We start from the raw sequence: 22660 nt of genomic DNA on the forward strand, positions 1-22660 counted from the left end.
TCCCCTGCCCCGAAAGGGAGGAAGGCGTGCCGAACAAGCGCAACGTTGAGCTTCTGGCCACCCTCAAGGAGAACCTTGAGCGGGCCCAGGGCTCCTTCTTCCTCGTGAACTACCAGGGGCTCCCCGCCAAGGAAACCCACGCCCTCCGCCAGGCCCTGAAGCAGAACGGGGCCAGGCTCTTCGTCGCCAAGAACACCCTGATCCGCCTGGCCCTCAAGGAGCTGGGGCTGCCGGAGCTGGACGGGCTCCAGGGCCCGAGCGCCGTGGTCTTCTACGAGGACCCGGTGGCCGCGGCCAAGACCCTGGTCCAGTTCGCCAAGAGCAACCCCAAGGGCATCCCCCAGGTGAAAAGCGGCCTCCTCCAGGGCCAGATCCTCACGGCCAAGGACGTGGAGGCCCTGGCGGAGCTGCCCACCATGGACGAGCTCCGGGCGGAGCTCGTGGGGGTGCTCCAGGCGCCCATGGCGGAGCTTGTGGGCGTGCTTGGCGGCGTGGCCCGCGAGCTGGTAGGCATCCTGGAAGCGTACGCGGAGAAGAAGGCGGCTTAAGAGGAGGTAAGCGATGGCTCTGGACATTGAACGGATCAAGGAAGAGCTCTCCCAGGCTACGGTTCTGGAACTCAAGCAGCTGATTGACGCCCTCAAGGAGGCTTGGGGCGTGACCGCCGCGGCCCCCGTGGCCGTGGCCGCGGCCCCTGCGGCCGGGGCGGCCGCCGCTCCCGCCGAGGAGAAGACGGAGTTTGACGTCATCCTCAAGGAGGCGGGGGCCAAGAAGCTGGAGGTCATCAAGGAGCTCCGCGCCATCACCGGGCTTGGCCTCAAGGAGGCCAAGGACCTGGCCGAGAAGGGCGGCCCCGTCAAGGAGGGCGTCTCCAAGCAGGAGGCCGAGGAGATCAAGAAGAAGCTCGAGGCCGTGGGCGCGGTGGTGGAGCTCAAGTAACCGCCGCCCTGCGGGGTGCCCCCGGGCCATGTGGGGCCCGGGTTTTCCTTTAGCGCAGGACAACCCCGGGCCGCACCCTTAGGGCCCGGAGAAGGGGAAGAAGGGCGGAGAGGAGGACGGCGAGAAGGCTCGCCCCGCTTACCCAGAGGAAGTCGGCGAGGCGCATCTCCACGGGGAGGTGGGTGAGGAAGTAGAGCTCCCCGGGGAGGTCCAGGGGGCGGCGGGCCAGGTAGAGGCCGAGGAGGTAGCCGAGGAGGTTGCCCAAGGCCACGCCCCCCACCCCAAGGATCGCCCCCTCCAGGGCGAAGACCAGGCCCACGGTCCCCCTCGAGGCCCCCATGGCCCGGAGGAGGGCGATCTCCGGGGTCTTCTCCACCACCTTGAGGAAGAGGAGGTTGGCCACCCCAAGGGCGGCCACGGCCACGATGAGGAAGATCAAAAGGCCGAGGACCTGCCGCTGCAGGGAAAGCTGCTCCAAGAGGGTGCGCTGGGTGTCCTGCCAGGGCTGGGGGAAGAAGCGGCTTCCCGCCAGGGCCCACCCCACCTCCCGGGCCCGCCAGGGGTCCTTTAAGCGCACCTGGTACCCCTGGGCCTCGAGGCCGGAAAGGCGCTTCACGCTCTCCAGGTCGGTGAAGGCGAAGCCGCTGTCAATGAGGTAGTTCCCTGTGCGGAAGCTCCCGAGCACCTTGAGCTCCACCCGCTCCTGCGTGGCGGAAAGGGCGTAGAGCCGGTCCCCGGGCCGGGCGTCCAGGCTCTGCATCAGGGCCGCGCCCAGGTAGATCCCCCCAGGCTCCAGCCTGAGCCCGAGCTCGGGGTAAAGGGCCTCCCCGCCCGCACCGAGCCCCACCAGGGTGGCGAAGTCCACCCCGGGCCCCCGGCCCGCCTCGGCGGGCCGGGTGAGGAGGGCCTTGGTGGCGGCGAAGGGGGCCGCCGCCTCCACCTCCGGGTGGGAAGGGAGGGGGGGAAGGGTGGGCTCCAGGCTGAAGAGAACGAGCTGGGGGTAGGCCTTGAGCGTGGCCCGGACGAGGCCGTCCATGAAGCCGTTGGCCAGGGAAAGGGCCACCAAAAGCACCCCCACCCCCACGCCCACGCCCAAGACGGCGAGGGCGCTTTGAAGGGGGCGGCGCCAGATGTGGGCCCAGGCGAGGAAGAGGGCGAAGCGCACGCCTTCAGGATACGCTCGCCCTTACTCGGGGTAGGCCACCACCTCCAGCTGGACCTTGCGGCGGCCAAAGCGGAGGGCCGTGGCCCGGTCAGGGAACCAGATGTCTACTTTCTTGCGCCAGCGGGCGTTCATCACGTCCGCCACCACGAAGACGATGTCCTTGAAGAGGGCGTCAAACTGCCCCTTCCCCCGGCCGTAGATCGTGCCCAGGTCCTTAAGCCGGACCTTGGTGCCGAAGGGGAGGATCTCCAGAAGGTCCCGGCTCACCGCCAGGATCCCCAGGCGGGTCCGGGCCCCGGTGGCGGTGATGTGGGGGGTGGAGTCCGTCTCCCGGACGCTGGAGGTGTAGGCGGTGGCCTCGAGGATCAGGACCTTGGGCTTTCCCGCGCTCTGGGCCAAGGCCTGCGGCCACGGAACGGCGAGGAGGGAGATGGCTAGGAGAAGGCCACGCATCGCCTCCTGAGTATGGGGACGAACCCTTGAGCCCCCTTAGAGGGGAAGGCGGCTTCCCTCATGAAAGCCCTGGGTTTTTATCTGTAAGGCTTTTGCAAACTCAAAAAGCCGCAGCGCACGGGAACGCGCCGCGGCAGGTTTTCTTACAAGAAGCTAAACTACCTTCATCTAGCCCTCATGATCCTCCTAAGGGCAGGGCGTGGAGGAGAGCTCCAGGGTGTAACGGCCGCTCCCCTCCTCGTCAAACCCCGCCCGGGCGAGGCCCCGGTCCCGGACCACGAGGAGGGTGGCCGGGGAGAGGGGGGCGCAGTTTCGCACCGGGTCCAAAGCCCTCGGGTAGAGGTCGTCGGGACCGTTGTAGAGGAGGGCCACCAGGTCCAGAGGGCCCGCGTAGACAAAACGCAGGTAGCCCCCGGCCCCGGAAACGTCGTAGCGGTCAAACTCCCCGACGAACTCAATGGCCCCTTGGACGCTTCCCGAGGTCAACGCCTCCCCCTTGCCCGAGGGGTTGGGCACAAACCCCGTGGCGGAGAGGTTCACCCGGTCCTCCGCCAGGGCGTAGTTCTCCACCCGCAGGTGGTAGGCCTGGCCCGCCTGCCCCCGGAAGTTAAGGCGCACCCCGGGGTCGGTGGTGATCCCCTGGGGCCTCAGGCCTAAGGGGGCCACCTCGGGGTAGGCCCCAAACCAGTTCCGGGCCACGCTCACCGCCTGGACCACGCCCCTTTCGTCCAGAAGGACCAGGCGGAGCCGGGCGCTGAGCTCTAGCCCAGCCGAAACCGCCGCCACCTCCACGGCCCCGTCCTGGTCGGGAAGAAGGCGGAAGACGGCCACCCCCGGGCGCAGGCTTCCGCCGGAGGCCCCCTGGGCCGGGGGCAGGGTGGCCACCAGGTTCCCCCCCACGGGGAGGTCCCCCGCCAAAGGCGGGCTCAGGGAAAGGTTGCAGGCCGCAAGGAAAAGCGAAAGCAGGGCCATAATCCGCCACATCCGCCTCCACCTCCCTCTTTCCCCTCAGGATACCCGGGGAAGGGCCCGGCCGGGTTAAGGTGCCCTTTAGGTGCAAAAGCCTCCCCAAAGCCCCGGCTTGGGCTAGGCAACCCAAGGGCGGACCCTTCGCTACTCCAGCACGCCCAGATAGGCGTAGAGGTCCGGCCCGCCGGGAAGGATCTCCACCGCGAGCTCGGGGAACTTCTGCGCCACCCCTTGGGCCTTCTCCTTGGGGGTGTTGGGCCCGAGGAAGAGGGTGAGGACCTCCTTGCCCTCCCGGGCCATGCGGACGAGGCCCTCCACCACTTCCTCGGGGGTCTCCCCCACCAGAACGAGCCGCCCGTCCAGAAGGCCGATGGGCCTGTCCTTCAGGACCTTTAGCCCCTCCACCTCGGCGTCGCGGCTCGCCCAGGTGACCTCGAGGGTCACCGCCCCGGCCATGGCCTCCTCCATCTCGGGGAGAAGCTCCTCGGGAAGGGCCTCGGGGGTGTACCGCACCGCCGCCGCCAGGCCCTGGCCCAGGGTTCTCGTCTTAAGCACGTGGACCTCCTTCCCCGCCTCCCGCGCGAGCTTCGCCGCCTCCGTGGCGGCCAGGAAGACGTTGGGGTTGTTGGGGAGGAGGATCACCTTGGGGTTGGGCACGCTCCTAATGGCGGCCAGAAGGTCCTCCACGCTGGGGTTTTGCGTCTGCCCCCCGGCCACCACCCTGGCCCCCAGGCTCCGGAAGGCCCGGGCCAGCCCGTGGCCCAAGGCCACGGCCACCAGGCCCGTGGGGGGCACCTCCTCGGCGAGAAGCCCGAAGGTGGAGAGGATCTCCGTGTGCTGCTGGGTCATGTCCTCCACCTTGGTGCGGACCACCCGGCCGAAGCGGGCCACCGTAGCGAGAAGGCCGTCGGGGTCGTCCGTGTGGATGTGCCCCTTGACGTAGCCCTCGGCCCCCACCACGAGGAGGGAGTCGCCGAAGGGGGCCACCGCCTCGCGGATCCGCTCCACGGGCACCTCCACCCCCTCCATGAGGAACTCCGTGCAGTAGCCGAACTCCTCCGTGGCGAAGGCCGTCTGGGCGTAGCGCTCCACCTTGGGCGGCTCGGGTAGGGGCAGGCCCAGGGCGTACCCCCGCATCCCCTCCAGGAGCCGCACGTACCCCGCCCCGCCCGCGTCCACCACCCCGGCCTGGCGCAGGACGGGGAGGAGTTCGGGCGTCCTCTCCAAGGCCTCCCGGGCGGCCTCGAGGGCCGTCTCCAAAACCTCCTCCAGGGCCTCCCCCCGGGCCCCCTCCCCGGCGGCCCGGGCCACGGTGAGGATGGTGCCCTCCACGGGGCGCATCACCGCCTTGTAGCCGCTTTCCGCCCCCATCCGCAAGGCCCGGCGGAGGAGGGACCCGTCCAGGGCCCTTTTTCCCTTCAAGGCCTCGGCGAAGCCCCGGAGGATCTGGGAGAGGATCACCCCGCTGTTGCCCCGGGCGCCGAGGAGGCTCCCGTAGGCCAGGGCCCGGGCCACCTGGTCCATCCGGGAGGTGTCGGCGAGGTCCAGCTCCCGCCGGGCCGCCTCCAGGGTGTGGAGCATGTTGGTGCCCGTGTCCCCGTCGGGGACGGGGTAGACGTTGAGGGCGTTGAGCTCCTCCACGTAGACCTGAAACCAGCGGGTGGCGTAGCGGAAGGCCTCCGCCACCGCCTCGGGACCCCAGGCCTCAGCCACACCGCACCCCCACCACGTGGACCCGGACCTGGGAGAGCTCCACCCCCCCAAGGTGGCGGGCCGCGTAGGCGAGCCGCTCCCCCAAGGCCTCCGCCAAGGCGGGCACCCGGGTGCCGTAGGCCAGGACCACGTAGAGGTCCACCTGGTAGCGGCCCGGGCTTTGGGGGTCGGGGCGGACCACCACCCCCTCCCCCGCCTCCTGCCGCCCGAGGATGCGCCCCACCTGGTCCTTGAGGCCCGCGGGGGCCATGCCCACCACCCCCGGGACCTCGTGGGCCACCAGGGCGAGGAGGCTCGCCAAGGCCGCCTCCGTGAGGACCACCCGTCCCGGCACCCTCACCCCCTCAAGGCCTCCTCGGGAGGCGTGTAGGGCAGGCCGAAGGCCTCGGCCACCCCGGGGTGGGTGAGGCGGCCTTTGTGGGTGTTGAGCCCCTTGAGAAGGGCCGCGTCCTCCAGAAGGGCGTCCAGCCCCTTCTCCGCGAGCTTCAACACGTAGGGCAGGGTCTGGTTGGTGAGGGCGAAGGTGCTGGTCCTGGGCACCGCCCCGGGCATGTTGGCCACCCCGTAGTGGACCACCCCGTCCACCACGTAGGTGGGCTCGGCGTGGGTGGTGGGCCGGATGGTCTCCACGCACCCCCCCTGGTCCACGGCCACGTCCACGATCACCGCTCCCTCCTTCATCAGAGAGAGCATGTCCCGGGTGACGAGCTTGGGGGCCTTGGCCCCGGGGACGAGGACGGCCCCGATGAGGAGGTCCGCGTGCTGGACGCTCTTTTTGATGTTGGCCTCGGTGGCGGTGAGGGTGATCACCCGCCCGCCGAAGACGTCGTCCAGATACTGGAGGCGCTTGTGGTTCACGTCCAGGATGGTCACCTGGGCCCCCATCCCCAGGGCGATCTTGGCCGCGTTGGTGCCCACGGTCCCGCCCCCGAGGATCACCACGCTGGCCGGGGCCACCCCCGGCACCCCCCCGAGGAGGACCCCCCGGCCCCCCTTGGGCTTCTCCAGGAACTGGGCCCCCACCTGGGGGGCCATCCGCCCCGCCACCTCGCTCATGGGGACGAGGAGGGGGAGGGTGCCGTCGGGAAGCTGGACGGTCTCGTAGGCGATGCCCGTGACCCCGCTACGGAGCATGGCCTCGGTGAGGCCGCGGTCCGCGGCCAGGTGAAGGTAGGTGAAGAGGATGAGGCCCTCCCGCAGGAAGCCGTACTCCTCGGGTAGGGGCTCCTTCACCTTCACCACCATCTCCGCACCCCAGGCCTCCTCCCGGCCCACGAGCTCGGCCCCGGCCCGGGCGTACTCCGCGTCGGAAAGCCCCGAGCCCTCCCCGGCCCCCCGCTCCACCAGCACGGTGTGGCCGCGCCTGACCAGGCTCTCCACCCCGCCGGGCGTGAGGGCCACCCGGTTCTCCAAGGTCTTGATCTCCTTCGGCACGCCGATCACCATGGCTACGCCTCCTTCGCAAACACGCGCCGTATTTTAAGCTTGAAGCCGTCCCCCTCGGCGATGGCCAAGAGGCGCCGCTTGGAGTCCACCAGGGTCACGTACCCCATGGCCGGGATGGGGAGGGGCATCCCCTCCAGCACCCGCCGGGCCTCGGTGTGGGAAAGCTCCACCACGGGAAAGGGCAAAACGTCAAGCTCCGGGATGGCCTTCTCCGGGGAGAGGTCGGAGAGGGCCACGGCCCGCTCCAGCCCCACCCGGCCCACCCGGGTGCGGACGAGCCCCGAGAGGAAGGCCTTGGTCCCAAGCATCTCCCCCAGGTCCCGGGCGAAGGCGCGGACGTAGGTCCCGGGCCCCACCACCAGCCGGACCACGGCCGTGGGGTAGGCCCCGAGGGGGCGCGGGAGCCGCACGGGCCGCCCCCGCCTTTCCGCAAGCCGCCACCCCCGGGCCGAGGGGGCGATGGGGTGGGGGATGGGCTCGGGGTCAAAGGCGAGGAGCTCCACCTCCAAATACCGCACCGGGCGCGGGCCAAGCGCCAAGGGCTTCCCCTCCCGGGCGGCCTCGTAGGCCCGCTTCCCCCCCACCTTGATGGCGGAGTAGAGGGGCGGGACCTGCTCCCGCACCTCCAGGAAGCGGGGCAGGGCGGCCTCGAGGTCCTTCCGGTCAAAGCGCGCCGGGGCCTCCTCGCTGATGGGCCCCTCCGCGTCCAGGGTGGGCGTGGTGGCCCCGAAGGAGACCCAGGCGATGTACTCCTTGTCCTCCCCGGAGAGGAAGGGGACGAGCTTGGTGGACTCGTTGGTGACCAGGAGGAGGAGCCCCGTGGCCAAAGGGTCCAAGGTGCCGGTGTGCCCTACCCTTCGCGTGGAGAGGCGCCGCCTCGCCTCCTCCACCACGTCGTGGGAGGTGAGGTGGAGGGGCTTGTCCACCGCGTAGAGGGCCATGCCTAGGGGATTGTATCACCGGAGGGCATAGAATGGCGGTATGCTGGCCTCTTTGGAAGCCCGCTACCCGGGGCTCGCCTTCGCCTGGCCGAGGCCCGGCGTCCTGGAGATCACCTTCCGCGGGGAGAAGCTCAACGCCATGCCCCCTGCCCTCCACCGGGGCCTGGCCCGGGTGTGGCGGGACCTCGAGGCGGTGGAGGGCGTAAGGGCCGTGCTCCTTCGGGGCGAGGGCGGGGTCTTCTCCGCCGGGGGCTCCTTCGGCCTCATTGAGGAGATGCGGGCCTCCCACGAGGCCCTCCTCCGGGTCTTCTGGGAGGCCAGGGACCTCGTGCTCGGACCCCTCAACTTCCCGAGGCCCGTGGTGGCGGCGGTGGAGAAGGTGGCGGTGGGGGCGGGGCTTGCCCTGGCCCTCGCCGCCGACATTGCCGTGGTGGGGAAGGGGACGAGGCTTCTTGACGGCCACCTCCGCCTCGGGGTGGCGGCGGGGGACCACGCCGTCCTCCTCTGGCCCCTCCTCGTGGGCATGGCCAAGGCCAAGTACCACCTCCTCCTGAACGAGCCCCTCACGGGGGAGGAGGCGGAGCGCCTGGGCCTCGTGGCCTTGGCGGTGGAGGACGAAAAGGTCTACGAGAAGGCCCTCGAGGTGGCGGAAAGGCTCGCCCAAGGCCCCAAGGAGGCCCTACACCACACCAAGCACGCCTTAAACCACTGGTACCGGAGCTTCCTCCCCCACTTTGAGCTCTCCTTGGCCTTGGAGTTTTTGGGGTTTTCCGGGAAGGAGCTGGAGGAGGGCCTCAAGGCCCTCAAGGAGAAGCGCCCCCCCGAGTTCCCATGAAGGCGCTCCGCCTCCAGGCCTTCCTCGCCCGGGCCGGGGTGGCGAGCCGCCGCAAGGCGGAGGACCTCATCCGCGAGGGGCGGGTGCGGGTGAACGGGAAGGTGGCGGTCCTCGGCCAGAAGGTGGGGCCTGAGGACCTCGTGGAGGTGGACGGGAAGCGGGTGGAGTTGCCCCAAAAGCGGCTGGTCCTCGCCCTCCACAAGCCCAAGGGGTACACCACCACCCGCCACGACCCCCACGCCCGGCGCACCGTCTTTGACCTCCTCCCGAAGATCCCCGGCCTCCACCCCGTGGGCCGCCTGGACCGGGACTCCGAGGGCCTTCTCCTCCTCACCAACGACGGCGACCTCACCCACCGCCTCACCCACCCCCGCTTCGGGGTGCGGAAGGTCTACCGGGTGTGGACGGAGGGGGGGACGCTGCCCAAGGAGGTGTGCAGAAGGCTCCTCTTGGGCGTGGACCTCGAGGACGGCCCCGCCCGGGCCCTCGCCTGCCGCCCGGCCCCCGGGGGGGCGGTCCTCGTCCTCGCGGAAGGGCGCAAGCGGGAGGTGCGGCGGATGCTCCAGAGGGTGGGCTACCCGGTGCGGCGCCTCCTGAGGCTCCAGGTGGGGCCCATCCGCCTCGGGGACCTCCCCCCCGGGAAGTGGCGGAGGCTTTCCGAGAGGGAGGTCAAGGCCCTCCTCCGGCTCGTGGGGCTAGAATGAAGGGCATGTTCACGCCGGGCAACGGACCCGTGCAGATCAGCGCCGAGGCCATAAAGAAGCGGGTGGAGGAGCTGGGGGGGGAGATCGCCCGGGACTACCAGGGCAAGACCCCTCACCTGATCTGCGTCCTGAACGGGGCCTTTATCTTCATGGCCGACCTGGTGCGGGCCATCCCCCTGCCCCTCACCATGGACTTCATCGCCATCAGCTCCTACGGGAACGCCTTCAAGTCCAGCGGGGAAGTGGAGCTTTTGAAGGACCTCCGCCTTCCCATCCACGGCCGGGACGTGATCGTGGTGGAGGACATCGTGGACACGGGGCTCACCCTCTCCTACCTTCTGGACTACCTCGAGGCCCGGAAGCCCGCCTCCGTCCGCGTGGCCGCCCTCCTCTCCAAGCCCAGCCGCCGCCAGGTGGAGGTGCCCATCCACTACCTGGGCTTTGAGATTGAGGACGCCTACGTCTACGGCTACGGCCTGGACCGGGCCCAGTTTGACCGCAACCTGCCCTTCATCACCTCCATCCGCCCGGAGGAGGAATGAGGTACCTGGACCTTCTCACCGCCCTCTTCGCCACGGTCCTCCTCGTCTCCAACGTGGCCTCCACCAAGCTCGTGGTCCTGGGGCCCTTCACCTTTGACGGGGGCACCCTCCTCTTCCCCCTGGCCTACATCTTCGGGGACGTCCTCACCGAGGTCTACGGCTACCGGAAAAGCCGCAGGGTCATCTGGATCGGCTTTTTCGCCCTCCTCCTCGCCACCCTCACCTTCCAGGCGGTGGCCCACCTCCCCGCCCCACCCGACGCGGAGAGCCAGCGCTTCGGCGAGGCCTTCGGCCTCCTCCTCGGCCTCACCCCCAGGATCGTCCTGGGAAGCCTCCTCGCCTACTTCCTCGGGGAGTTCGCCAACGCCTACGTCCTCGCCAAGCTCAAGGTGCGGACGGAGGGGCGCTTCTTCTGGCTCCGGGCCCTCGCCTCCACCCTGGTGGGCCAGGGGCTGGACACCGGGGTCTTCCTCCTCGTGGCCTTCTACGGGGTCTTCCCGAAGGAGGTCCTCCTCGCCGTCTTCCTCTCCAACTACGCCTTCAAGCTCGGGGTGGAAGCCCTCATGCTCCCCTTCACCTACGCCGTGGTGGGGTTCCTGAAGCGGGCCGAGGGGATGGACGCCTACGACCGGGACACGGACTTCAACCCCTTCCGCCTGACCTGAGCCTTGGCTTTCGCCTGGCTCCTTCATTATACCGCGGCTTGCGCACTTGTAAAGGCCTATGCGCCGCTCCCGTCCCCGCCTGTAGACTTAGAGGGTATGCCGGGCATCGCCATCATCGGGGCGCAGTGGGGCGACGAGGGCAAGGGCAAGGTGGTGGACGTCCTGGCCCGGGAAGCCGACTACGTGATCCGCTACCAGGGCGGGGCCAACGCCGGCCACACCGTGGTGGCCGAGGGCAAGGTCTTCAAGCTCAACCTCCTGCCCTCGGGGGTCATCCACCCCCACGCGGTGAACGTCCTGGGGGACGGGATGGTCATTGACCCCTTCCGCTTCCAGGAGGAGGTGGAAGGCCTGCGGAAGGAGGGGTTTGACCCCAAGATCCTGGTCTCGGAAAGGGCCCACCTCGTCCTCCCCCACCACAAGCACGTGGAAAGCCGCCACAACTTCGTGGGCACCACGGGGCGCGGCATCGGTCCCGCCTACTCCGACCGGGCAAGAAGGGTGGGGATCCGGGCTGGGGACCTTTTGGACGAGGCCACCCTGAGGGAGAGGGTGCGCCGCCTCCTCGCCGAGAAGCCCAACTCCACCCGGGAAGCGGGCTGGGATACGGAGGAAAAGGCCCTCGCCGATCTCCACCGGATGCGGGAGATCCTAAGCCCCTACATCGCCGACACGGGGAGCCTCCTCCGGGAGGCCTGGCGCAAGGGGAAGCGCCTCCTCTTTGAGGGGGCCCAGGCCACCCTGCTGGACCTGAACTACGGCACCTACCCCTACGTCACGAGCTCCCATCCCACGGTGGGGGGGATCCTGGTGGGGACGGGCCTCTCCCACAAGGCCATCACCAAGGTCTACGGCGTGGCCAAGGCCTACACCACGAGGGTAGGGGAAGGCCCCTTCCCCACGGAGCTCCAGGGGGAGCTCGCCCACCACCTCCGGGAAAAGGGCGGCGAGTACGGCACCACCACGGGAAGGCCCAGGAGGGTGGGCTGGCTGGACCTGGTGGCCCTCCGGTACGCCTGCGAGGTGAACGGCTTTGACGGCCTCGTCCTCACCAAGCTGGACGTGCTCTCCGGGCTGGAGAAGGTGAAGGTGGCCGTGGAGTACCTGGACGGGGCCCGCCCCGGGGAGGCGAGCCCGGAGGCGGTGCGCTACTTGGAGCTTCCGGGCTGGGGCGACCTCTCCCACGTGAAGCGCCGGGAGGACCTCCCCGCAAACCTCCTCCGCTACCTGGAGCTCGTGGAGGAGCACACCGGGGTCCCCGTGGTCCTCTTCTCCACGAGCCCCAGGCGGGAGGACACCTTCGGGGCGGTGAGCTGGGTCTAAGGGTCTACCCCAGACGGGAGACGCGCAGGAGGAACCTCTTCTCCACGGGGAAGGGCCGGTCCAGGTCGCCGAGCTCCGCCTCGGCCCAGGCCCAAAGCCGCTCCATCACCCGGGCGTGGACGGGCTCGGGGAGGCCTTGGGTGAAGGAGTAGAGCCGCTCCGAGAGGGCCTCGAGGGCCTCCCGCGGCGTCCTTTCCTCCCGCCAGCGGGCCACCTCCCGCGTCCTGGGCTTGAGGCCCAAGCGCCGCAGGGCCTCCTCCACCTCCTTAAGCCGCTTGGCGTGGAGCCCCCGCTCCACGGGAAAGCCCTCCTCGGCGGCGAAGGCGCGCCAGCGCTCCTGGAGGGTCCACTCCGGGCTTGCCTCCGCCTGGTCCCACCCCTCCAGAAGGGCGCCCCCGGGCTTCAGGACCCGGATGGCCTCGGCCAGGACCTTGGGCCAGTCGGGGACGAGGTGCCAGAGGTGGACGACGATGACCCCGTGGACGCTCTCGTCCGGGAGGGGGATGGCCCGGGCGTCCGCCTGGACGACCTGGACCTTGCGGTCCACCCCCGCGATCTTCTGGCGGAAGACCTCCAGCATGGCGGCATCGGCGTCCAGGGCGATGTACCGATACCCCCGGGCGATGAGGGGAAGGGCGATGCGCCCCGTGCCCACCCCGAGCTCCAGGAACACGGGCTCCTCCCCCTTCGGGTGCACCGCGGAGGCCATGGCCGTGGCGATCTGGCCCGCCACCTCGGGCGGGTGGGCCCTCAGCCTGTCGTAGGCGTAGGCCGCCCTCAAGAGGGCGCTGGACATCCTTACCTTATTCTAAGGGGTATGCTTTAGGGCATGAAAGGGCTCATCCTGGCCGCGGGAAGGGGCACGAGGCTCCGTCCCCTGACCCACACCCGCCCCAAGCCCGCCATCCGGGTGGCGGGGCGGCCCATCATCCACTACGCCGTGGAGAACCTCCTGGAGGCCGGGGTCCGGGAGATCGGGGTCGTGGTCTCCCCGGAGACGGAGCGGGACCTGAAGGTGGCCCTCGAGGGTTACCCCGTCCGCTACGTCCTTCAGGAGGAACCCCAGGGGCTGGCCCACGCGGTGGACGTGGCCCGGGGCTTCCTGGGGGAAAGCCCCTTCGTCCTCTACCTGGGGGACAACCTCTTCCAAAAGGGCATCCGGCGCTTCCTGGAGGCCTTCAAGCCCGGCGTAAGCGCCGTCATCGCCCTGGTGCGGGTGGAAGACCCAAGGCAGTTCGGCGTGGCCGTCCTGGAGGGCAACCGGGTGGTGCGGCTTTTGGAAAAGCCCAAGGATCCCCCCTCGGACCTGGCGGTGGCCGGGGTCTACGTCTTCTCCCCCGAGGTTTTGGAGGTCGTCCGGGGCCTCAAGCCCTCCGCCCGGGGAGAGTACGAGATCACCGACGCCATCCAGGGCCTCATTGACCGGGGCAAAACGGTGGTGGGCGTGGAGGTGGAGGGCTGGTGGAAGGACACGGGCCGCCACCAGGACCTCCTGGACGCGAACCGGCTCCTCCTCGAGGAGCTCACCCCCAAGGTGGAGGGGGACGTGGTGGAGAGCCAGCTCACGGGCCGGGTGGTGGTGGAGAAGGGGGCGAAGGTGGTGCGGAGCACCGTGATCGGCCCCGCCCACATCGGCGCGGGCGCCGTGGTGGAGGAGGCCTTCGTGGGCCCCTTCACCTCCGTGGGGCCCCGGGCCCGGGTGGTGCGGTCGGAGGTGGAGTACTCCCTCCTGGAGGAGGAGGCCGTGGTGGAGGAGGTCCGCCTCCGCCTCCAGGAGTGCATCCTCGGCGTCCGGGCCGAAGTGAAGAGCCGGGACGGCCTCCCCCGGGCCCACCGCCTCATCCTCGGGGACCTCTCCCAGGTGGAGCTAGCCTGAGGGATGCCCGGGCTTTTGGACCTCCTCACGGAGTCCTGGCAAAGCGGCGAGGCCCTGGCCGAGCGGCTCGGGGTGAGCCGGGCCGCCGTCTCCAAGGAGGCCAGGCGGCTCCGGGCGGAAGGCTACCCCGTGGAGGTCTCCCGCCGGGGCTACCGCATCCTCCCCGGGACCCCCCTCCCCCACCTCTTCCACCCCCGGGGCAGGCTGGGGAGGCCCTACCGCTACCTGGGCCGGGTGGGGAGCACCCAGGACGTCCTAAGGGCCTGGGCCGAGGAGGGCGCCCCCGAGGGGGCCCTGGTCCTCGCCGAGGTCCAGGAAAGGGGCCGGGGCAGGCGGGGAAGGCCCTGGGAAAGCCGCCCCGGGGGAAGCCTCACCTTCTCCCTCCTCCTAAGGCCAGGCCTTCCCCTCTCCGCCCTGGGGCTTTTGCCCCTCCTCGCGGGCCTTGCCCTGCGGGAGGCGGTGGGGGTGGGGGGGCTCAAGTGGCCCAACGACCTCCTCGCCCCGGACGGCGGCAAGCTCGCGGGGGTCCTCCTCGAGGCCCGGGCCGAGGGGGAGGAGGTGAGTTACGCCCTCCTGGGCGTGGGGGTGAACGTGGCCTGGGCGCCGGAGGGGGCGGCCTTCCTCCAGGCGTACGCCCCCCTTTCCCGCCGGGAGGTGCTGGAGGGGTTCCTCCTGAAGCTGGAGGCCCTCCTGCCCCTCCTGCAGACCCCGGAGGCCCTCCTGGAGCGCTACCGCCAGGCCTCCCTCACCCTGGGCCGAAAGGTGCGGGTGCACACGGGCAAAGGGGTGGTGGAGGGCCTGGCCGAGGACGTCCTCCCCGACGGGAGCCTCCTCGTGGGCGGGGTGCGGGTGGGAGCGGGGGAGGTGGAGCTTCTGCCCCTCCTTTGACCCACCCCATGCGGGCTTGCGCTGGCATGGGGCCCCCAAGGGTATGAGTGAGGTAGGCTTAGATTTCCCCAAGCAAATGTGCTAGGATGGGGGCAGGTATGTTCGCCCGCATCTTCACCAAGGAAGAAGCGGACGCCCTCCTGCCCGAGATCCAGAGGGTCCTCTCCCAGATGCGCCAGGCCCGGGCGGAGCTCAAGGAGGCCCAGGCCCGCCTCCCCGAGGCCCGGGGGCTTGAGCGGCGGGCCCTGGAGGAGGAGGTCCGCTTCCTCCTGGGCTCCCTCGAGGCCGACGCCCGCTACCTCGCCTCCCTCGGGGTCTTCCTCAAGGACCTGGACCAGGGCCTGGTGGACTTCCCCGGCCGGGTAGGGGGGCAGGTGGTCTTCCTCTGCTGGAAGGAGGGGGAGCCCGAGGTGGCCCACTACCACCCCCTCTCCGGGGGCTTCGCCGAGCGCAAGCCCCTCGCGGAAGCAACCCCTACCCTTCCCCAGAAGGCCCGCCCCGGCGAAAAGCGTCCAGGCGCCTGAGGTCCTCCTGGACGAGGTCGTCCCGCCCCGCCAGGGACTCCAGGTGGTGCCTGAGCTCGTGGAGGAGGGTTTCCCACACCTCGGCCTCCCAGTCAAACCCCTCCCCCGCCACCTCCAAGAAGGAGCCGTAGTAGAGGGCGATGTGCCGCCCCAGGTCCTCAAACCCCCCGAAGGCCGAAGGCGGCCCCGGGTCCAGGTACTCCCCCAGGCGCCACACCCCCTCAAGCCCCGGCTCCGGCTTGGCCTCGGGGAAGACGTGCACCCCCTGAAGCCCCCGCTTGAAGTCCTCGGGGACCTCCTCCCAGAGCCTCTCCACCAGCTCCACGAAGGCCTCGTAGGTCATGGCCGGTGGTAGGGGTGCCCCGCCCTCAAGGTCAGGACGCGGTAGAGCTGCTCCATGAGGACGAGGAGGGCGAGCTCGTGCTGCAGGGTGAGGGGGGAGAGGGAAAGGAGGAGGTCGGCCTCCTCCCGCACCGCCTCCGGGTGCCCCTCGGCCCCGCCCACGAGGAAGGCCACCCGCTCCCCCTCCCAGGCGAGGAGCCTCCGGTAGAGCTCCTCGGTGGTCAAGAGCCTCCCCCGCTCGTCCAGGACCACCTTCCGGTGGCCCTCCGCCTTGGGGAGGAGCTCCTCCCCTTTCCGGACGAAGACCAGGTCCAAAGGCGCGTACCGCCGCATGCGCCTCGCGTACTCCTCCACCCCGAGCCGGGCGTAGGCCAGCCGGGGCCTTCCCACGGCCACCACCCGAAGCCGCACCCCCTGATCCTAACCCGGTATACTCAGGGGGAAGGGAAAGTGGGATCCAGCCCCACCCCCGAAAAGGAGGCCCGAGGCCCTTACCCAGGGCGGGCTTCCCGGCGCCACAAGCGCCAAGAAGGAGGGTGCCATGGTCAAGGAGACCCATCGGTTTGAGACCTTCACCGAGGAGCCCATAAGGCTCATCGGGGAGGAAGGGGAGTGGCTTGGGGACTTCCCCTTGGACCTCGAGGGGGAGAAGCTAAGGAGGCTCTACCGGGACATGCTGGCGGCCCGGATGCTGGACGAACGCTACACCATCCTCATCCGCACGGGCAAGACCAGCTTCATCGCCCCCGCCGCGGGGCACGAGGCCGCCCAGGTGGCCATCGCCCACGCCATCCGGCCGGGCTTTGACTGGGTCTTCCCCTACTACCGCGACCACGGCCTGGCCCTCGCCCTAGGGATCCCCCTCAAGGAGCTCCTCGGCCAGATGCTCGCCACCAAGGCCGACCCCAACAAGGGCCGCCAGATGCCCGAGCACCCCGGCTCCAAGGCCCTCAACTTCTTCACCGTGGCGAGCCCCATCGCCTCCCACGTCCCTCCCGCCGCAGGCGCCGCCATCAGCATGAAGCTCCTGCGCACGGGCCAGGTGGCGGTCTGCACCTTCGGGGACGGGGCCACGAGCGAAGGGGACTGGTACGCCGGGATCAACTTCGCCGCCGTGCAGGGGGCGCCGGCGGTCTTCATCGCCGAGAACAACTTCTACGCCATCAGCGTGGACTACCGCCACCAGACCCACAGCCCCACCATCGCCGACAAAGCCCACGCCTTCGGCATTCCCGGCTACCTGGTGGACGGGATGGACGTGCTGGCGAGCTACTACGTGGTCAAGGAGGCGGTGGAAAGGGCGCGAAGGGGGGAGGGCCCGAGCCTCGTGGAGCTCAGGGTCTACCGCTACGGGCCCCACTCCTCCGCCGACGACGACAGCCGCTATCGGCCCAAGGAGGAGGTGGCCTTCTGGCGGAAGAAGGACCCCATCCCCCGCTTCCGGCGCTTCCTCGAGGCCAGGGGCCTCTGGAACGAGGAGTGGGAGGAGGACGTGCGGGAGGAGATCCGGGCCGAGCTGGAACGGGGCCTCAAGGAGGCGGAAGAAGCGGGCCCCGTGCCCCCCGAGTGGATGTTTGAGGACGTCTTCGCCGAGAAGCCCTGGCACCTCTTGCGCCAGGAGGCCCTCCTCAAGGAGGAGCTCTAGGGGGTGGGTATGGCCCTCATGACCATGGTGCAGGCCCTGAACCGGGCCCTGGACGAGGAGATGGCCAAAGACCCCCGGGTGGTGGTCCTGGGGGAGGACGTGGGGAAAAGGGGCGGGGTCTTCCTCGTAACCGAGGGGCTTCTCCAGAAGTACGGCCCCGACCGGGTCATGGACACCCCCCTCTCCGAGGCGGCCATCGTGGGGGCCGCTTTGGGCATGGCCGCCCACGGCCTGAGGCCCGTGGCCGAGATCCAGTTCGCCGACTACATCTTCCCGGGCTTTGATCAGCTCGTGAGCCAGGTGGCCAAGCTCCGCTACCGCTCGGGGGGCCAGTTCACGGCACCCTTGGTAGTGCGGATGCCCTCAGGGGGCGGGGTGAGGGGCGGACACCACCACTCCCAAAGCCCCGAGGCCCACTTCGTCCACACCGCCGGGCTCAAGGTGGTGGCCGTCTCCACCCCCTACGACGCCAAGGGCCTCCTCAAGGCCGCCATCCGCGACGAGGACCCCGTGGTCTTCCTGGAGCCCAAGAGGCTCTACCGCTCGGTGAAGGAGGAGGTGCCCGAGGAGGACTACACCCTCCCCATCGGGAAAGCGGCCCTAAGGCGCGAGGGGAAGGACCTCACCCTCATCGGCTACGGCACCGTGATGCCCGAGGTCCTGCAGGCGGCGGCAGAGCTCGCCAAGGCGGGGGTTTCCGCCGAGGTGTTGGACCTCCGCACCCTCATGCCCTGGGACTACGAGGCGGTGATGAACTCCGTGGCCAAGACGGGGAGGGTGGTCCTGGTCTCCGACGCCCCCAGGCACGCAAGCTTCGTGAGCGAGGTGGCCGCCACCATCGCCGAGGACCTCCTGGACATGCTCCTCGCCCCGCCCATCCGGGTCACGGGGTTTGACACCCCCTACCCCTACGCCCAGGACAAGCTCTACCTGCCCACCGTCACCCGGATCCTGAACGCCGCCAAGCGGGCGCTAGACTACTGAATATGAGGGAAATCATCTTCCTGGTGGAAGAGGCGGAAGAGGGGGGGTTTGTGGCCCGCGCCCTAGGGGAAGCCATCTTCACGGAGGGAGAAACCTGGGAGGAGCTCAAGGAGATGGTGCGGGATGCGGTCCGGTGCCACTTCGGCGAAGAGGCACCTCCGATCATCCGCCTGCACTTCGTCCGCGAGGAGGTCCTTACCCCGTGAGGCTTCCCCGCGACCTCACCGGGGAGGAACTTGTCCAGAGGTTAGCCCGCCTGGGCTATCGTGTGGAGCGGCAAACGGGAAGCCACGTGCGCATGACCTGGGAAGGCCCTAGCGGTCCTCATGCCATCACCATCCCCCTTCATCGCCCGCTAAAGGTGGGAACCTTGGCCGGAATCCTAAAGGCGGTGGCGGAAGCCCGTGGGATAGACCGCAAGGAACTTCAACAGCTCCTGGACCTGTAAAGGGAGGACTATGCCCAAGGAAATCCTCATGCCCGAGCTCGCCGAAAGCGTGGTGGAAGGCGAGATTCTGAAGTGGCTCGTGGAGGAAGGGGACTACCTGAAGAAGGACCAGCCCTTCGTGGAGGTCATGACCGACAAGGTTACGGTGGAGCTGCCCTCCCCTTACGAGGGGGTGCTCCTGAAGAAGCTGGCCAAGGAGGGGGAGGTGGTCAAGGTCCACGCCCCCATCGCCCTCATCGCCGAGCCCGGCGAGGCGGTGGAGGGCGTGAAGGAGGCCCCCCCGGTGCAGGCGGTGGAGGAGCGCTCCATCGTGGAGCCGGGCCTGCCCGCGAAGGAGGAGAAGGAGGACCTCTCCCTCTTCAAGCCGGACCCCACGCAGGTGGCGGTGAAAAACCCCTTCCTCTCCGGGGAAAAGCCCCAGGAGGGGGCGAGGCCGGGGCGGGTCCTCGCCGTCCCCGCCGCCCGGAAGCTCGCCCGGGAGCTCGGGATCCCCATTGAGGAGGTGCCGGGCTCGGGGCCTTTGGGCAGGGTCCGGGTGGAGGACGTCCGGGCCTACGCCGAGCGGAGGAAGGCCCCTCCCGAAAGGCCCGAGGAGGGGCCCCAGGTGCTTCCTGCCGGCTTCCCGCCCCCGCCCAAGTACGCCCCGCCCAAGGGGTACGAGCACCTGGAGGAGCGGGTGCCTCTAAGGGGCATCCGCCGCACCATCGCCCAGGGGCTCTGGCAGAGCCACCTCTACACGGTGCGCACCCTCAACGTGGACGAGGCCGACCTCACGGAGCTCGTGCGCCTGCGCGAGCGCCTCAAGCCCCAGGCCGAGGCCCAGGGGGTCAAGCTCACCTACCTGCCCTTCATCGTCAAGGCAGTGGTGCGGGCCCTGAAGAAGTTCCCCATGCTGAACACCAGCCTGGACGAGGAGAGGCAGGAGATCGTCTACAAGCGCTACTACCACATCGGCCTCGCCGTGGCCACGGAAAGGGGCCTCATCGTCCCCGTGGTGCGGGATGCGGACCGGAAGAGCGTCTTGGAGCTCGCCCAGGAGATCGCCGAGCTCTCCCAGAAGGCGCGGGAAGGCCGCCTCGCCCCGGAGGAGGTTACGGGGTCCACCTTCACCATCACCAACATCGGCTCCGTGGGGGCCACCTTGAGCTTCCCCATCATCCACCTGCCGGACGCGGCCATCCTCGGCGTGCACTCCATAAGGAAGCGCCCCTGGGTCATGCCGGACGGCTCCATAAGGCCGCGGGACATCATGTTCCTCTCCCTCTCCTTTGACCACCGCCTGGTGGACGGGGCCGAGGCGGCCATGTTCACCCGGGAGGTCATCAGGCTCTTGGAAAACCCCGACCTGCTCCTTCTGGAAATGTAGGATGACGCCTATGAAGACCTACGACCTCATCGTGATCGGCACCGGCCCGGGGGGCTACCACGCCGCCATCCGGGCCGCCCAGCTCGGCCTCAAGGTGCTGGCGGTGGAGGCGGGCGAGGTGGGGGGGGTCTGCCTCAACGTGGGCTGCATCCCCACCAAGGCCCTCCTCCACGCCGCCGAGACCCTCCACCACCTGAAGGTGGCCGAGGGGTTCGGCCTGAAGGCCAAGCCGGAGCTGGACCTGAAGAAGCTCGGCGGCTGGCGGGATCAGGTGGTGAAAAAGCTCACCGGGGGCGTGGGCACCCTCCTCAAGGGGAACGGGGTGGAGCTCCTCAGGGGCTTCGCCCGCTTGGTGGGCCCCAAGGAGGTGGAGGTAGGGGGCGAGCGTTACGGGGCAAAAAGCCTGATCCTCGCCACGGGGAGCGAACCCCTGGAGCTCAAGGGCTTCCCCTTCGGCGAGGACGTCTGGGACTCCACCCGGGCCCTTAAGGTAGAGGAGGGCCTCCCCAAGCGCCTCCTGGTCATCGGCGGGGGGGCGGTGGGCCTCGAGCTCGGCCAGGTCTACCGCCGCCTGGGCGCGGAGGTCACCCTCATTGAGTACATGCCGGAGATCCTCCCCCAGGGCGACCCCGAGACCGCCGCCCTCCTAAGGCGCGCCCTGGAAAAGGAGGGGATAAGGGTTCGCACCAAGACCAAGGCCGTGGGCTACGAGAAGAAGAAGGACGGCCTCCACGTGCGCCTCGAGCCCGCCGAGGGCGGCGAGGGGGAGGAGGTGGTGGTGGACAAGGTCCTGGTGGCCGTGGGCCGGAAGCCCCGCACGGAGGGCCTGGGCCTGGAGAAGGCCGGGGTCAAGGTGGACGAGCGGGGCTTCATCCGGGTGAACGCCCGGATGGAGACGAGCGTCCCCGGGGTCTACGCCATCGGCGACGCGGCCCGCCCCCCCCTCCTCGCCCACAAGGCCATGCGGGAGGGGCTCATCGCCGCCGAGAACGCCGCCGGCAAGGACAGCGCCTTTGACTACCAGGTCCCGAGCGTGGTCTACACCTCCCCCGAGTGGGCCGGGGTGGGCCTCACCGAGGAGGAAGCGAAGCGGGCGGGCTACAAGGTGAAGGTGGGGAAGTTCCCCCTCGCCGCCAGTGGCCGGGCCCTCACCCTGGGCGGGGCCGAGGGGATGGTCAAGGTGGTGGGGGACGAGGAGACGGACCTCCTCCTCGGGGTCTTCATCGTGGGGCCCCAGGCGGGGGAGCTCATCGCCGAGGCCGCCTTGGCCCTGGAGATGGGGGCCACGCTCACCGACCTCGCCCTCACCGTCCACCCCCACCCCACCCTCTCGGAAAGCCTCATGGAGGCGGCGGAGGCCTTCCACAAGCAGGCCATCCACATCCTGAACCGCTAGAGAAGGCCAAGAAGCCCGTAAAGCCCCGCCCCCAGGAAGACGGCAAGGCCCAGATTTCCCGTGAGGCGCGCCCCCATGTAGGTGCCAAGAAGGGCCAAGAGGGCGCGGAGCCACTCGGGAGAGGGGGGCGGGCCGAAGGCGGAAACCAGAAAGAGGGCCACCACCAAGGCGGGCCCCGCATGGCCCGCCCTTAGACCTTTTTCCGCCCGCCAGGGCAGGAACCGGGGTCGTGTCAAGGACTCTGTGTAAGAGTCTGTGTACGGGGGGCATACCGCTCCTGAAGCATCTTCTCCAGCACCTCCTTCACCTCCGAGAACCCCTTTAGTTTCCGTTCTGCCCACCTCCCTTCCTGCCTCTCCGACTCCAGGTAAAGAAGCTTGTACACCGCCTCTTCCTTAGGAAACTTGTGGTCCCGCACCTTCGTCCCCCGCCGTAGCTCCCGGATAAACCGCTCCATCAGGTTGGTGCTCCGCAAGTACGGCCAAAGCACCTTGGGGTACCCGTAGAACCGCAGGAAGGCCCCCGAATCCTGTACCCAAAGCCCCACCACCCCCGGGTACCGCGAACCCCAGGCGGCCTTCACCTCCTCCAAGGCCCCAAGAGCTTCTTCCCGGCTCTCCGCCCCGTACACCCGCCTCAGGTCCTCCGCCAGCAGGGCCCGGTCCCGGGAGCGCACCTGGGACAGGCTCCACCGCACCCCGTGCACCACGCACCGCTGCCATTCCGCCTGAGGGTAGACCCTGCGGATCGCTTCAGGAAGCCCGGGCAGCCCGTCGGTGACAAAGAGCAACACCCGCCGCAGGCCCCGCTGCCAAAGCTCCCCCAGGACCCCCTCCCATCCCAGGGCGCTCTCCGTGGGCAAAAGCCAGAACCCCAGGACCCGCCTCTCCCCATTAGGGGCGATGCCCAGGGCCACATACACGCTTTCCCGTACGATCCCTTCTCCTTCCCTGAAGACCTTTAGGGAAAGCCCGTCCAGGTAGACGAAGGCCATCTCCTCGGGCAAAGGCCGGGTGCGGAAGGCTCCTGCCGCCTCCAGGACCTCGTCCGTCAGGGCGCTCAGGGTCTCGTGGGAGTAGCGGTGGCCCAGGAGCAGGCTCAGTATCTCGGCCGCCTTGCGCTGACTGACCCCGGCGGCGTACAAGGCCACAGCTACTTCCCCCACGTCCACCAGGCGGCGGGCGTAGGGCTTAAGGAAAGCCGGGTAATACCGAGATTCCCGATCCCTAGGGACCTTCAGGTCCACCTGGCCGAAGGTGGTCTCCAGCTTGCGGGGGTAGTAGCCGTTCCTGCGGCCTCCGTGCACCTGCAAGAAGGCCGTCCGGTCCAGCTCCAGAACCGTCTGCAAAACCTCGGCCACCGTCTCCCGCACCGCTTCCCTCAGCAAGATCCGCAAGGTATCCTGGTCCACGGGGCACCTCCTCGTTCCAAGGTGTGCCCCCCTATTAAACACGGACCCTTACACATAAATCCTTACACGACCGGAACCGGAGGAG

Annotated in this window: 28 protein-coding genes; 16 read left to right on the forward strand and 12 right to left on the reverse strand. The window is 69.4% G+C overall.

Translation table 11 applies throughout. The features are described 5' to 3' along the window. Positions 1 to 26: 26 nt before the first annotated feature. Positions 27 to 548: a 50S ribosomal protein L10 gene (rplJ, locus tag TTH_RS01090; RefSeq protein WP_008630583.1), complete on the forward strand. Its 522-nt coding sequence runs from the start codon at positions 27 to 29 to the stop codon at positions 546 to 548. Positions 549 to 561: 13 nt separating this feature from the next. Continuing rightward, positions 562 to 939 carry a 50S ribosomal protein L7/L12 gene (gene rplL, locus TTH_RS01095; RefSeq protein WP_008630582.1) on the forward strand — a complete coding sequence of 126 codons (378 nt, stop codon included), beginning with the start codon at positions 562 to 564 and terminating at the stop codon, positions 937 to 939. Between the two features lie 49 nt (positions 940 to 988). On the opposite strand, the gene TTH_RS01100 is transcribed toward rplL, so the two are convergent. From TTH_RS01100 to truB, 7 genes are all read right to left on the reverse strand, one after another. Further along, a complete protein-coding gene (locus TTH_RS01100) occupies positions 989 to 2104 on the reverse strand; it encodes an ABC transporter permease (protein WP_011174133.1) in 1116 nt (371 codons plus the stop codon). 21 nt (positions 2105 to 2125) lie between these two features. Then, complete coding sequence (locus TTH_RS01105) at positions 2126 to 2557, reverse strand: 3D domain-containing protein (protein ID WP_011174132.1); 432 nt, start codon at positions 2555 to 2557, stop codon at positions 2126 to 2128. Positions 2558 to 2743: 186 nt separating this feature from the next. Then, complete coding sequence (locus TTH_RS01110) at positions 2744 to 3529, reverse strand: hypothetical protein (RefSeq protein ID WP_224065222.1); 786 nt, start codon at positions 3527 to 3529, stop codon at positions 2744 to 2746. 141 nt (positions 3530 to 3670) lie between these two features. After that, entirely contained in the window at positions 3671 to 5239 is a 1569-nt protein-coding gene (locus TTH_RS01115; RefSeq protein ID WP_011227781.1) for a DAK2 domain-containing protein, read from the reverse strand. Then, positions 5232 to 5579: an Asp23/Gls24 family envelope stress response protein gene (locus TTH_RS01120; RefSeq protein WP_011174129.1), complete on the reverse strand. Its 348-nt coding sequence runs from the start codon at positions 5577 to 5579 to the stop codon at positions 5232 to 5234. Before TTH_RS01120 ends, TTH_RS01115 begins: the two co-directional genes overlap by 8 nt. Continuing rightward, a complete protein-coding gene (gene ald, locus TTH_RS01125; protein WP_011227783.1) occupies positions 5576 to 6685 on the reverse strand; it encodes an alanine dehydrogenase in 1110 nt (369 codons plus the stop codon). Before ald ends, TTH_RS01120 begins: the two co-directional genes overlap by 4 nt. 2 nt (positions 6686 to 6687) lie before the next feature. After that, on the reverse strand, positions 6688 to 7626 hold the full coding sequence (gene truB, locus TTH_RS01130) for a tRNA pseudouridine(55) synthase TruB (RefSeq protein ID WP_011174127.1): 939 nt from the start codon (positions 7624 to 7626) through the stop codon (positions 6688 to 6690). A gap of 40 nt (positions 7627 to 7666) precedes the next feature. Here truB and TTH_RS01135 point away from each other — a divergent pair, with 40 nt between their 5' ends. From TTH_RS01135 to TTH_RS01155, 5 genes are all read left to right on the forward strand, one after another. Continuing rightward, positions 7667 to 8461 carry an enoyl-CoA hydratase/isomerase family protein gene (locus TTH_RS01135; RefSeq protein ID WP_011227784.1) on the forward strand — a complete coding sequence of 265 codons (795 nt, stop codon included), beginning with the start codon at positions 7667 to 7669 and terminating at the stop codon, positions 8459 to 8461. Then, the gene (locus tag TTH_RS01140) at positions 8458 to 9165 is read left to right on the forward strand and encodes a pseudouridine synthase (protein WP_011227785.1); all 708 of its coding nucleotides are present in this window, start codon (positions 8458 to 8460) and stop codon (positions 9163 to 9165) included. The genes TTH_RS01135 and TTH_RS01140 overlap by 4 nt, the downstream gene beginning before the upstream one ends. After that, the gene (hpt, locus tag TTH_RS01145) at positions 9162 to 9707 is read left to right on the forward strand and encodes a hypoxanthine phosphoribosyltransferase (protein WP_011227786.1); all 546 of its coding nucleotides are present in this window, start codon (positions 9162 to 9164) and stop codon (positions 9705 to 9707) included. The genes TTH_RS01140 and hpt overlap by 4 nt, the downstream gene beginning before the upstream one ends. After that, positions 9704 to 10372: a queuosine precursor transporter gene (locus TTH_RS01150; RefSeq protein WP_011174123.1), complete on the forward strand. Its 669-nt coding sequence runs from the start codon at positions 9704 to 9706 to the stop codon at positions 10370 to 10372. Before hpt ends, TTH_RS01150 begins: the two co-directional genes overlap by 4 nt. Before the next feature lie 96 nt (positions 10373 to 10468). After that, a complete protein-coding gene (locus TTH_RS01155) occupies positions 10469 to 11695 on the forward strand; it encodes an adenylosuccinate synthase (protein ID WP_011174122.1) in 1227 nt (408 codons plus the stop codon). Positions 11696 to 11699: 4 nt separating this feature from the next. Here the strand turns inward: TTH_RS01155 and TTH_RS01160 are convergent, their stop codons facing one another. Next, entirely contained in the window at positions 11700 to 12491 is a 792-nt protein-coding gene (locus TTH_RS01160) for a class I SAM-dependent methyltransferase (RefSeq protein WP_011227787.1), read from the reverse strand. A 33-nt stretch (positions 12492 to 12524) separates the two neighbouring features. On the opposite strand from TTH_RS01160, the gene TTH_RS01165 reads away from it, so the two are divergent. From TTH_RS01165 to TTH_RS01175, 3 genes are all read left to right on the forward strand, one after another. Next, entirely contained in the window at positions 12525 to 13571 is a 1047-nt protein-coding gene (locus TTH_RS01165; protein WP_011227788.1) for a glucose-1-phosphate thymidylyltransferase, read from the forward strand. A gap of 3 nt (positions 13572 to 13574) precedes the next feature. Continuing rightward, entirely contained in the window at positions 13575 to 14459 is an 885-nt protein-coding gene (locus TTH_RS01170; protein WP_011227789.1) for a biotin--[acetyl-CoA-carboxylase] ligase, read from the forward strand. Positions 14460 to 14557: 98 nt separating this feature from the next. Further along, positions 14558 to 14983, forward strand: a complete 426-nt coding sequence (locus TTH_RS01175; RefSeq protein WP_011227790.1) for a DUF2203 domain-containing protein — start codon at positions 14558 to 14560, stop codon at positions 14981 to 14983. Here TTH_RS01175 and TTH_RS01180 read toward each other — a convergent pair. Together TTH_RS01180 and TTH_RS01185 are read right to left on the reverse strand one after the other, a co-directional pair. Then, positions 14934 to 15326, reverse strand: a complete 393-nt coding sequence (locus tag TTH_RS01180; RefSeq protein ID WP_011227791.1) for a metallopeptidase family protein — start codon at positions 15324 to 15326, stop codon at positions 14934 to 14936. The two genes, TTH_RS01175 and TTH_RS01180, sit on opposite strands and share 50 nt — an antisense overlap. Further along, positions 15323 to 15736 (reverse strand): 23S rRNA (pseudouridine(1915)-N(3))-methyltransferase RlmH, encoded by a 414-nt coding sequence (locus tag TTH_RS01185; protein WP_011227792.1) that lies wholly within the window; start codon positions 15734 to 15736, stop codon positions 15323 to 15325. Before TTH_RS01185 ends, TTH_RS01180 begins: the two co-directional genes overlap by 4 nt. A gap of 130 nt (positions 15737 to 15866) precedes the next feature. Here TTH_RS01185 and TTH_RS01190 point away from each other — a divergent pair, with 130 nt between their 5' ends. The 6 genes from TTH_RS01190 to lpdA are packed head-to-tail and all read left to right on the forward strand — an operon-like array spanning position 15867 to position 21164. Next, positions 15867 to 16970, forward strand: a complete 1104-nt coding sequence (locus TTH_RS01190) for a thiamine pyrophosphate-dependent dehydrogenase E1 component subunit alpha (protein ID WP_011227793.1) — start codon at positions 15867 to 15869, stop codon at positions 16968 to 16970. A gap of 9 nt (positions 16971 to 16979) precedes the next feature. Then, positions 16980 to 17954 (forward strand): alpha-ketoacid dehydrogenase subunit beta, encoded by a 975-nt coding sequence (locus tag TTH_RS01195; RefSeq protein ID WP_011227794.1) that lies wholly within the window; start codon positions 16980 to 16982, stop codon positions 17952 to 17954. A gap of 2 nt (positions 17955 to 17956) precedes the next feature. Then, positions 17957 to 18160: a 2-oxoisovalerate dehydrogenase E1 subunit beta gene (locus TTH_RS01200; RefSeq protein WP_011227795.1), complete on the forward strand. Its 204-nt coding sequence runs from the start codon at positions 17957 to 17959 to the stop codon at positions 18158 to 18160. After that, on the forward strand, positions 18157 to 18402 hold the full coding sequence (locus TTH_RS01205) for a type II toxin-antitoxin system HicA family toxin (RefSeq protein ID WP_081424925.1): 246 nt from the start codon (positions 18157 to 18159) through the stop codon (positions 18400 to 18402). Before TTH_RS01200 ends, TTH_RS01205 begins: the two co-directional genes overlap by 4 nt. Positions 18403 to 18412: 10 nt before the next feature. After that, positions 18413 to 19768 (forward strand): dihydrolipoamide acetyltransferase family protein, encoded by a 1356-nt coding sequence (locus tag TTH_RS01210; RefSeq protein WP_011227796.1) that lies wholly within the window; start codon positions 18413 to 18415, stop codon positions 19766 to 19768. 10 nt (positions 19769 to 19778) lie between these two features. Continuing rightward, entirely contained in the window at positions 19779 to 21164 is a 1386-nt protein-coding gene (lpdA, locus tag TTH_RS01215) for a dihydrolipoyl dehydrogenase (RefSeq protein WP_024118855.1), read from the forward strand. On the opposite strand, the gene TTH_RS01220 is transcribed toward lpdA, so the two are convergent. Continuing rightward, a complete protein-coding gene (locus tag TTH_RS01220) occupies positions 21161 to 21400 on the reverse strand; it encodes a branched-chain amino acid transport (protein ID WP_164926024.1) in 240 nt (79 codons plus the stop codon). The two genes, lpdA and TTH_RS01220, sit on opposite strands and share 4 nt — an antisense overlap. Further along, on the reverse strand, positions 21397 to 22617 hold the full coding sequence (locus TTH_RS01225) for an IS256-like element ISTth4 family transposase (protein ID WP_011227798.1): 1221 nt from the start codon (positions 22615 to 22617) through the stop codon (positions 21397 to 21399). The genes TTH_RS01220 and TTH_RS01225 overlap by 4 nt, the downstream gene beginning before the upstream one ends. Positions 22618 to 22660 lie beyond the last annotated feature (43 nt).

The sequence above is a fragment of the Thermus thermophilus HB8 genome (assembly GCF_000091545.1).
In the GTDB taxonomy this organism is placed as follows: domain Bacteria; phylum Deinococcota; class Deinococci; order Deinococcales; family Thermaceae; genus Thermus; species Thermus thermophilus.

Coding starts and splice junctions, on each gene's coding strand:
- rplL (WP_008630582.1), top strand. CDS start 562: ATGGCTCTGGACATTGAACGGATCAAGGAAGAGCTCTCCCAGGCTACG.
- TTH_RS01105 (WP_011174132.1), bottom strand. CDS start 2,557: ATGCGTGGCCTTCTCCTAGCCATCTCCCTCCTCGCCGTTCCGTGGCCG.
- TTH_RS01110 (WP_224065222.1), bottom strand. CDS start 3,529: ATGGCCCTGCTTTCGCTTTTCCTTGCGGCCTGCAACCTTTCCCTGAGC.
- ald (WP_011227783.1), bottom strand. CDS start 6,685: ATGGTGATCGGCGTGCCGAAGGAGATCAAGACCTTGGAGAACCGGGTG.
- truB (WP_011174127.1), bottom strand. CDS start 7,626: ATGGCCCTCTACGCGGTGGACAAGCCCCTCCACCTCACCTCCCACGAC.
- TTH_RS01135 (WP_011227784.1), top strand. CDS start 7,667: ATGCTGGCCTCTTTGGAAGCCCGCTACCCGGGGCTCGCCTTCGCCTGG.
- TTH_RS01140 (WP_011227785.1), top strand. CDS start 8,458: ATGAAGGCGCTCCGCCTCCAGGCCTTCCTCGCCCGGGCCGGGGTGGCG.
- hpt (WP_011227786.1), top strand. CDS start 9,162: ATGAAGGGCATGTTCACGCCGGGCAACGGACCCGTGCAGATCAGCGCC.
- TTH_RS01150 (WP_011174123.1), top strand. CDS start 9,704: ATGAGGTACCTGGACCTTCTCACCGCCCTCTTCGCCACGGTCCTCCTC.
- TTH_RS01155 (WP_011174122.1), top strand. CDS start 10,469: ATGCCGGGCATCGCCATCATCGGGGCGCAGTGGGGCGACGAGGGCAAG.
- TTH_RS01160 (WP_011227787.1), bottom strand. CDS start 12,491: ATGTCCAGCGCCCTCTTGAGGGCGGCCTACGCCTACGACAGGCTGAGG.
- TTH_RS01165 (WP_011227788.1), top strand. CDS start 12,525: ATGAAAGGGCTCATCCTGGCCGCGGGAAGGGGCACGAGGCTCCGTCCC.
- TTH_RS01170 (WP_011227789.1), top strand. CDS start 13,575: ATGCCCGGGCTTTTGGACCTCCTCACGGAGTCCTGGCAAAGCGGCGAG.
- TTH_RS01175 (WP_011227790.1), top strand. CDS start 14,558: ATGTTCGCCCGCATCTTCACCAAGGAAGAAGCGGACGCCCTCCTGCCC.
- TTH_RS01180 (WP_011227791.1), bottom strand. CDS start 15,326: ATGACCTACGAGGCCTTCGTGGAGCTGGTGGAGAGGCTCTGGGAGGAG.
- TTH_RS01190 (WP_011227793.1), top strand. CDS start 15,867: ATGGTCAAGGAGACCCATCGGTTTGAGACCTTCACCGAGGAGCCCATA.
- TTH_RS01195 (WP_011227794.1), top strand. CDS start 16,980: ATGGCCCTCATGACCATGGTGCAGGCCCTGAACCGGGCCCTGGACGAG.
- TTH_RS01200 (WP_011227795.1), top strand. CDS start 17,957: ATGAGGGAAATCATCTTCCTGGTGGAAGAGGCGGAAGAGGGGGGGTTT.
- TTH_RS01210 (WP_011227796.1), top strand. CDS start 18,413: ATGCCCAAGGAAATCCTCATGCCCGAGCTCGCCGAAAGCGTGGTGGAA.
- lpdA (WP_024118855.1), top strand. CDS start 19,779: ATGAAGACCTACGACCTCATCGTGATCGGCACCGGCCCGGGGGGCTAC.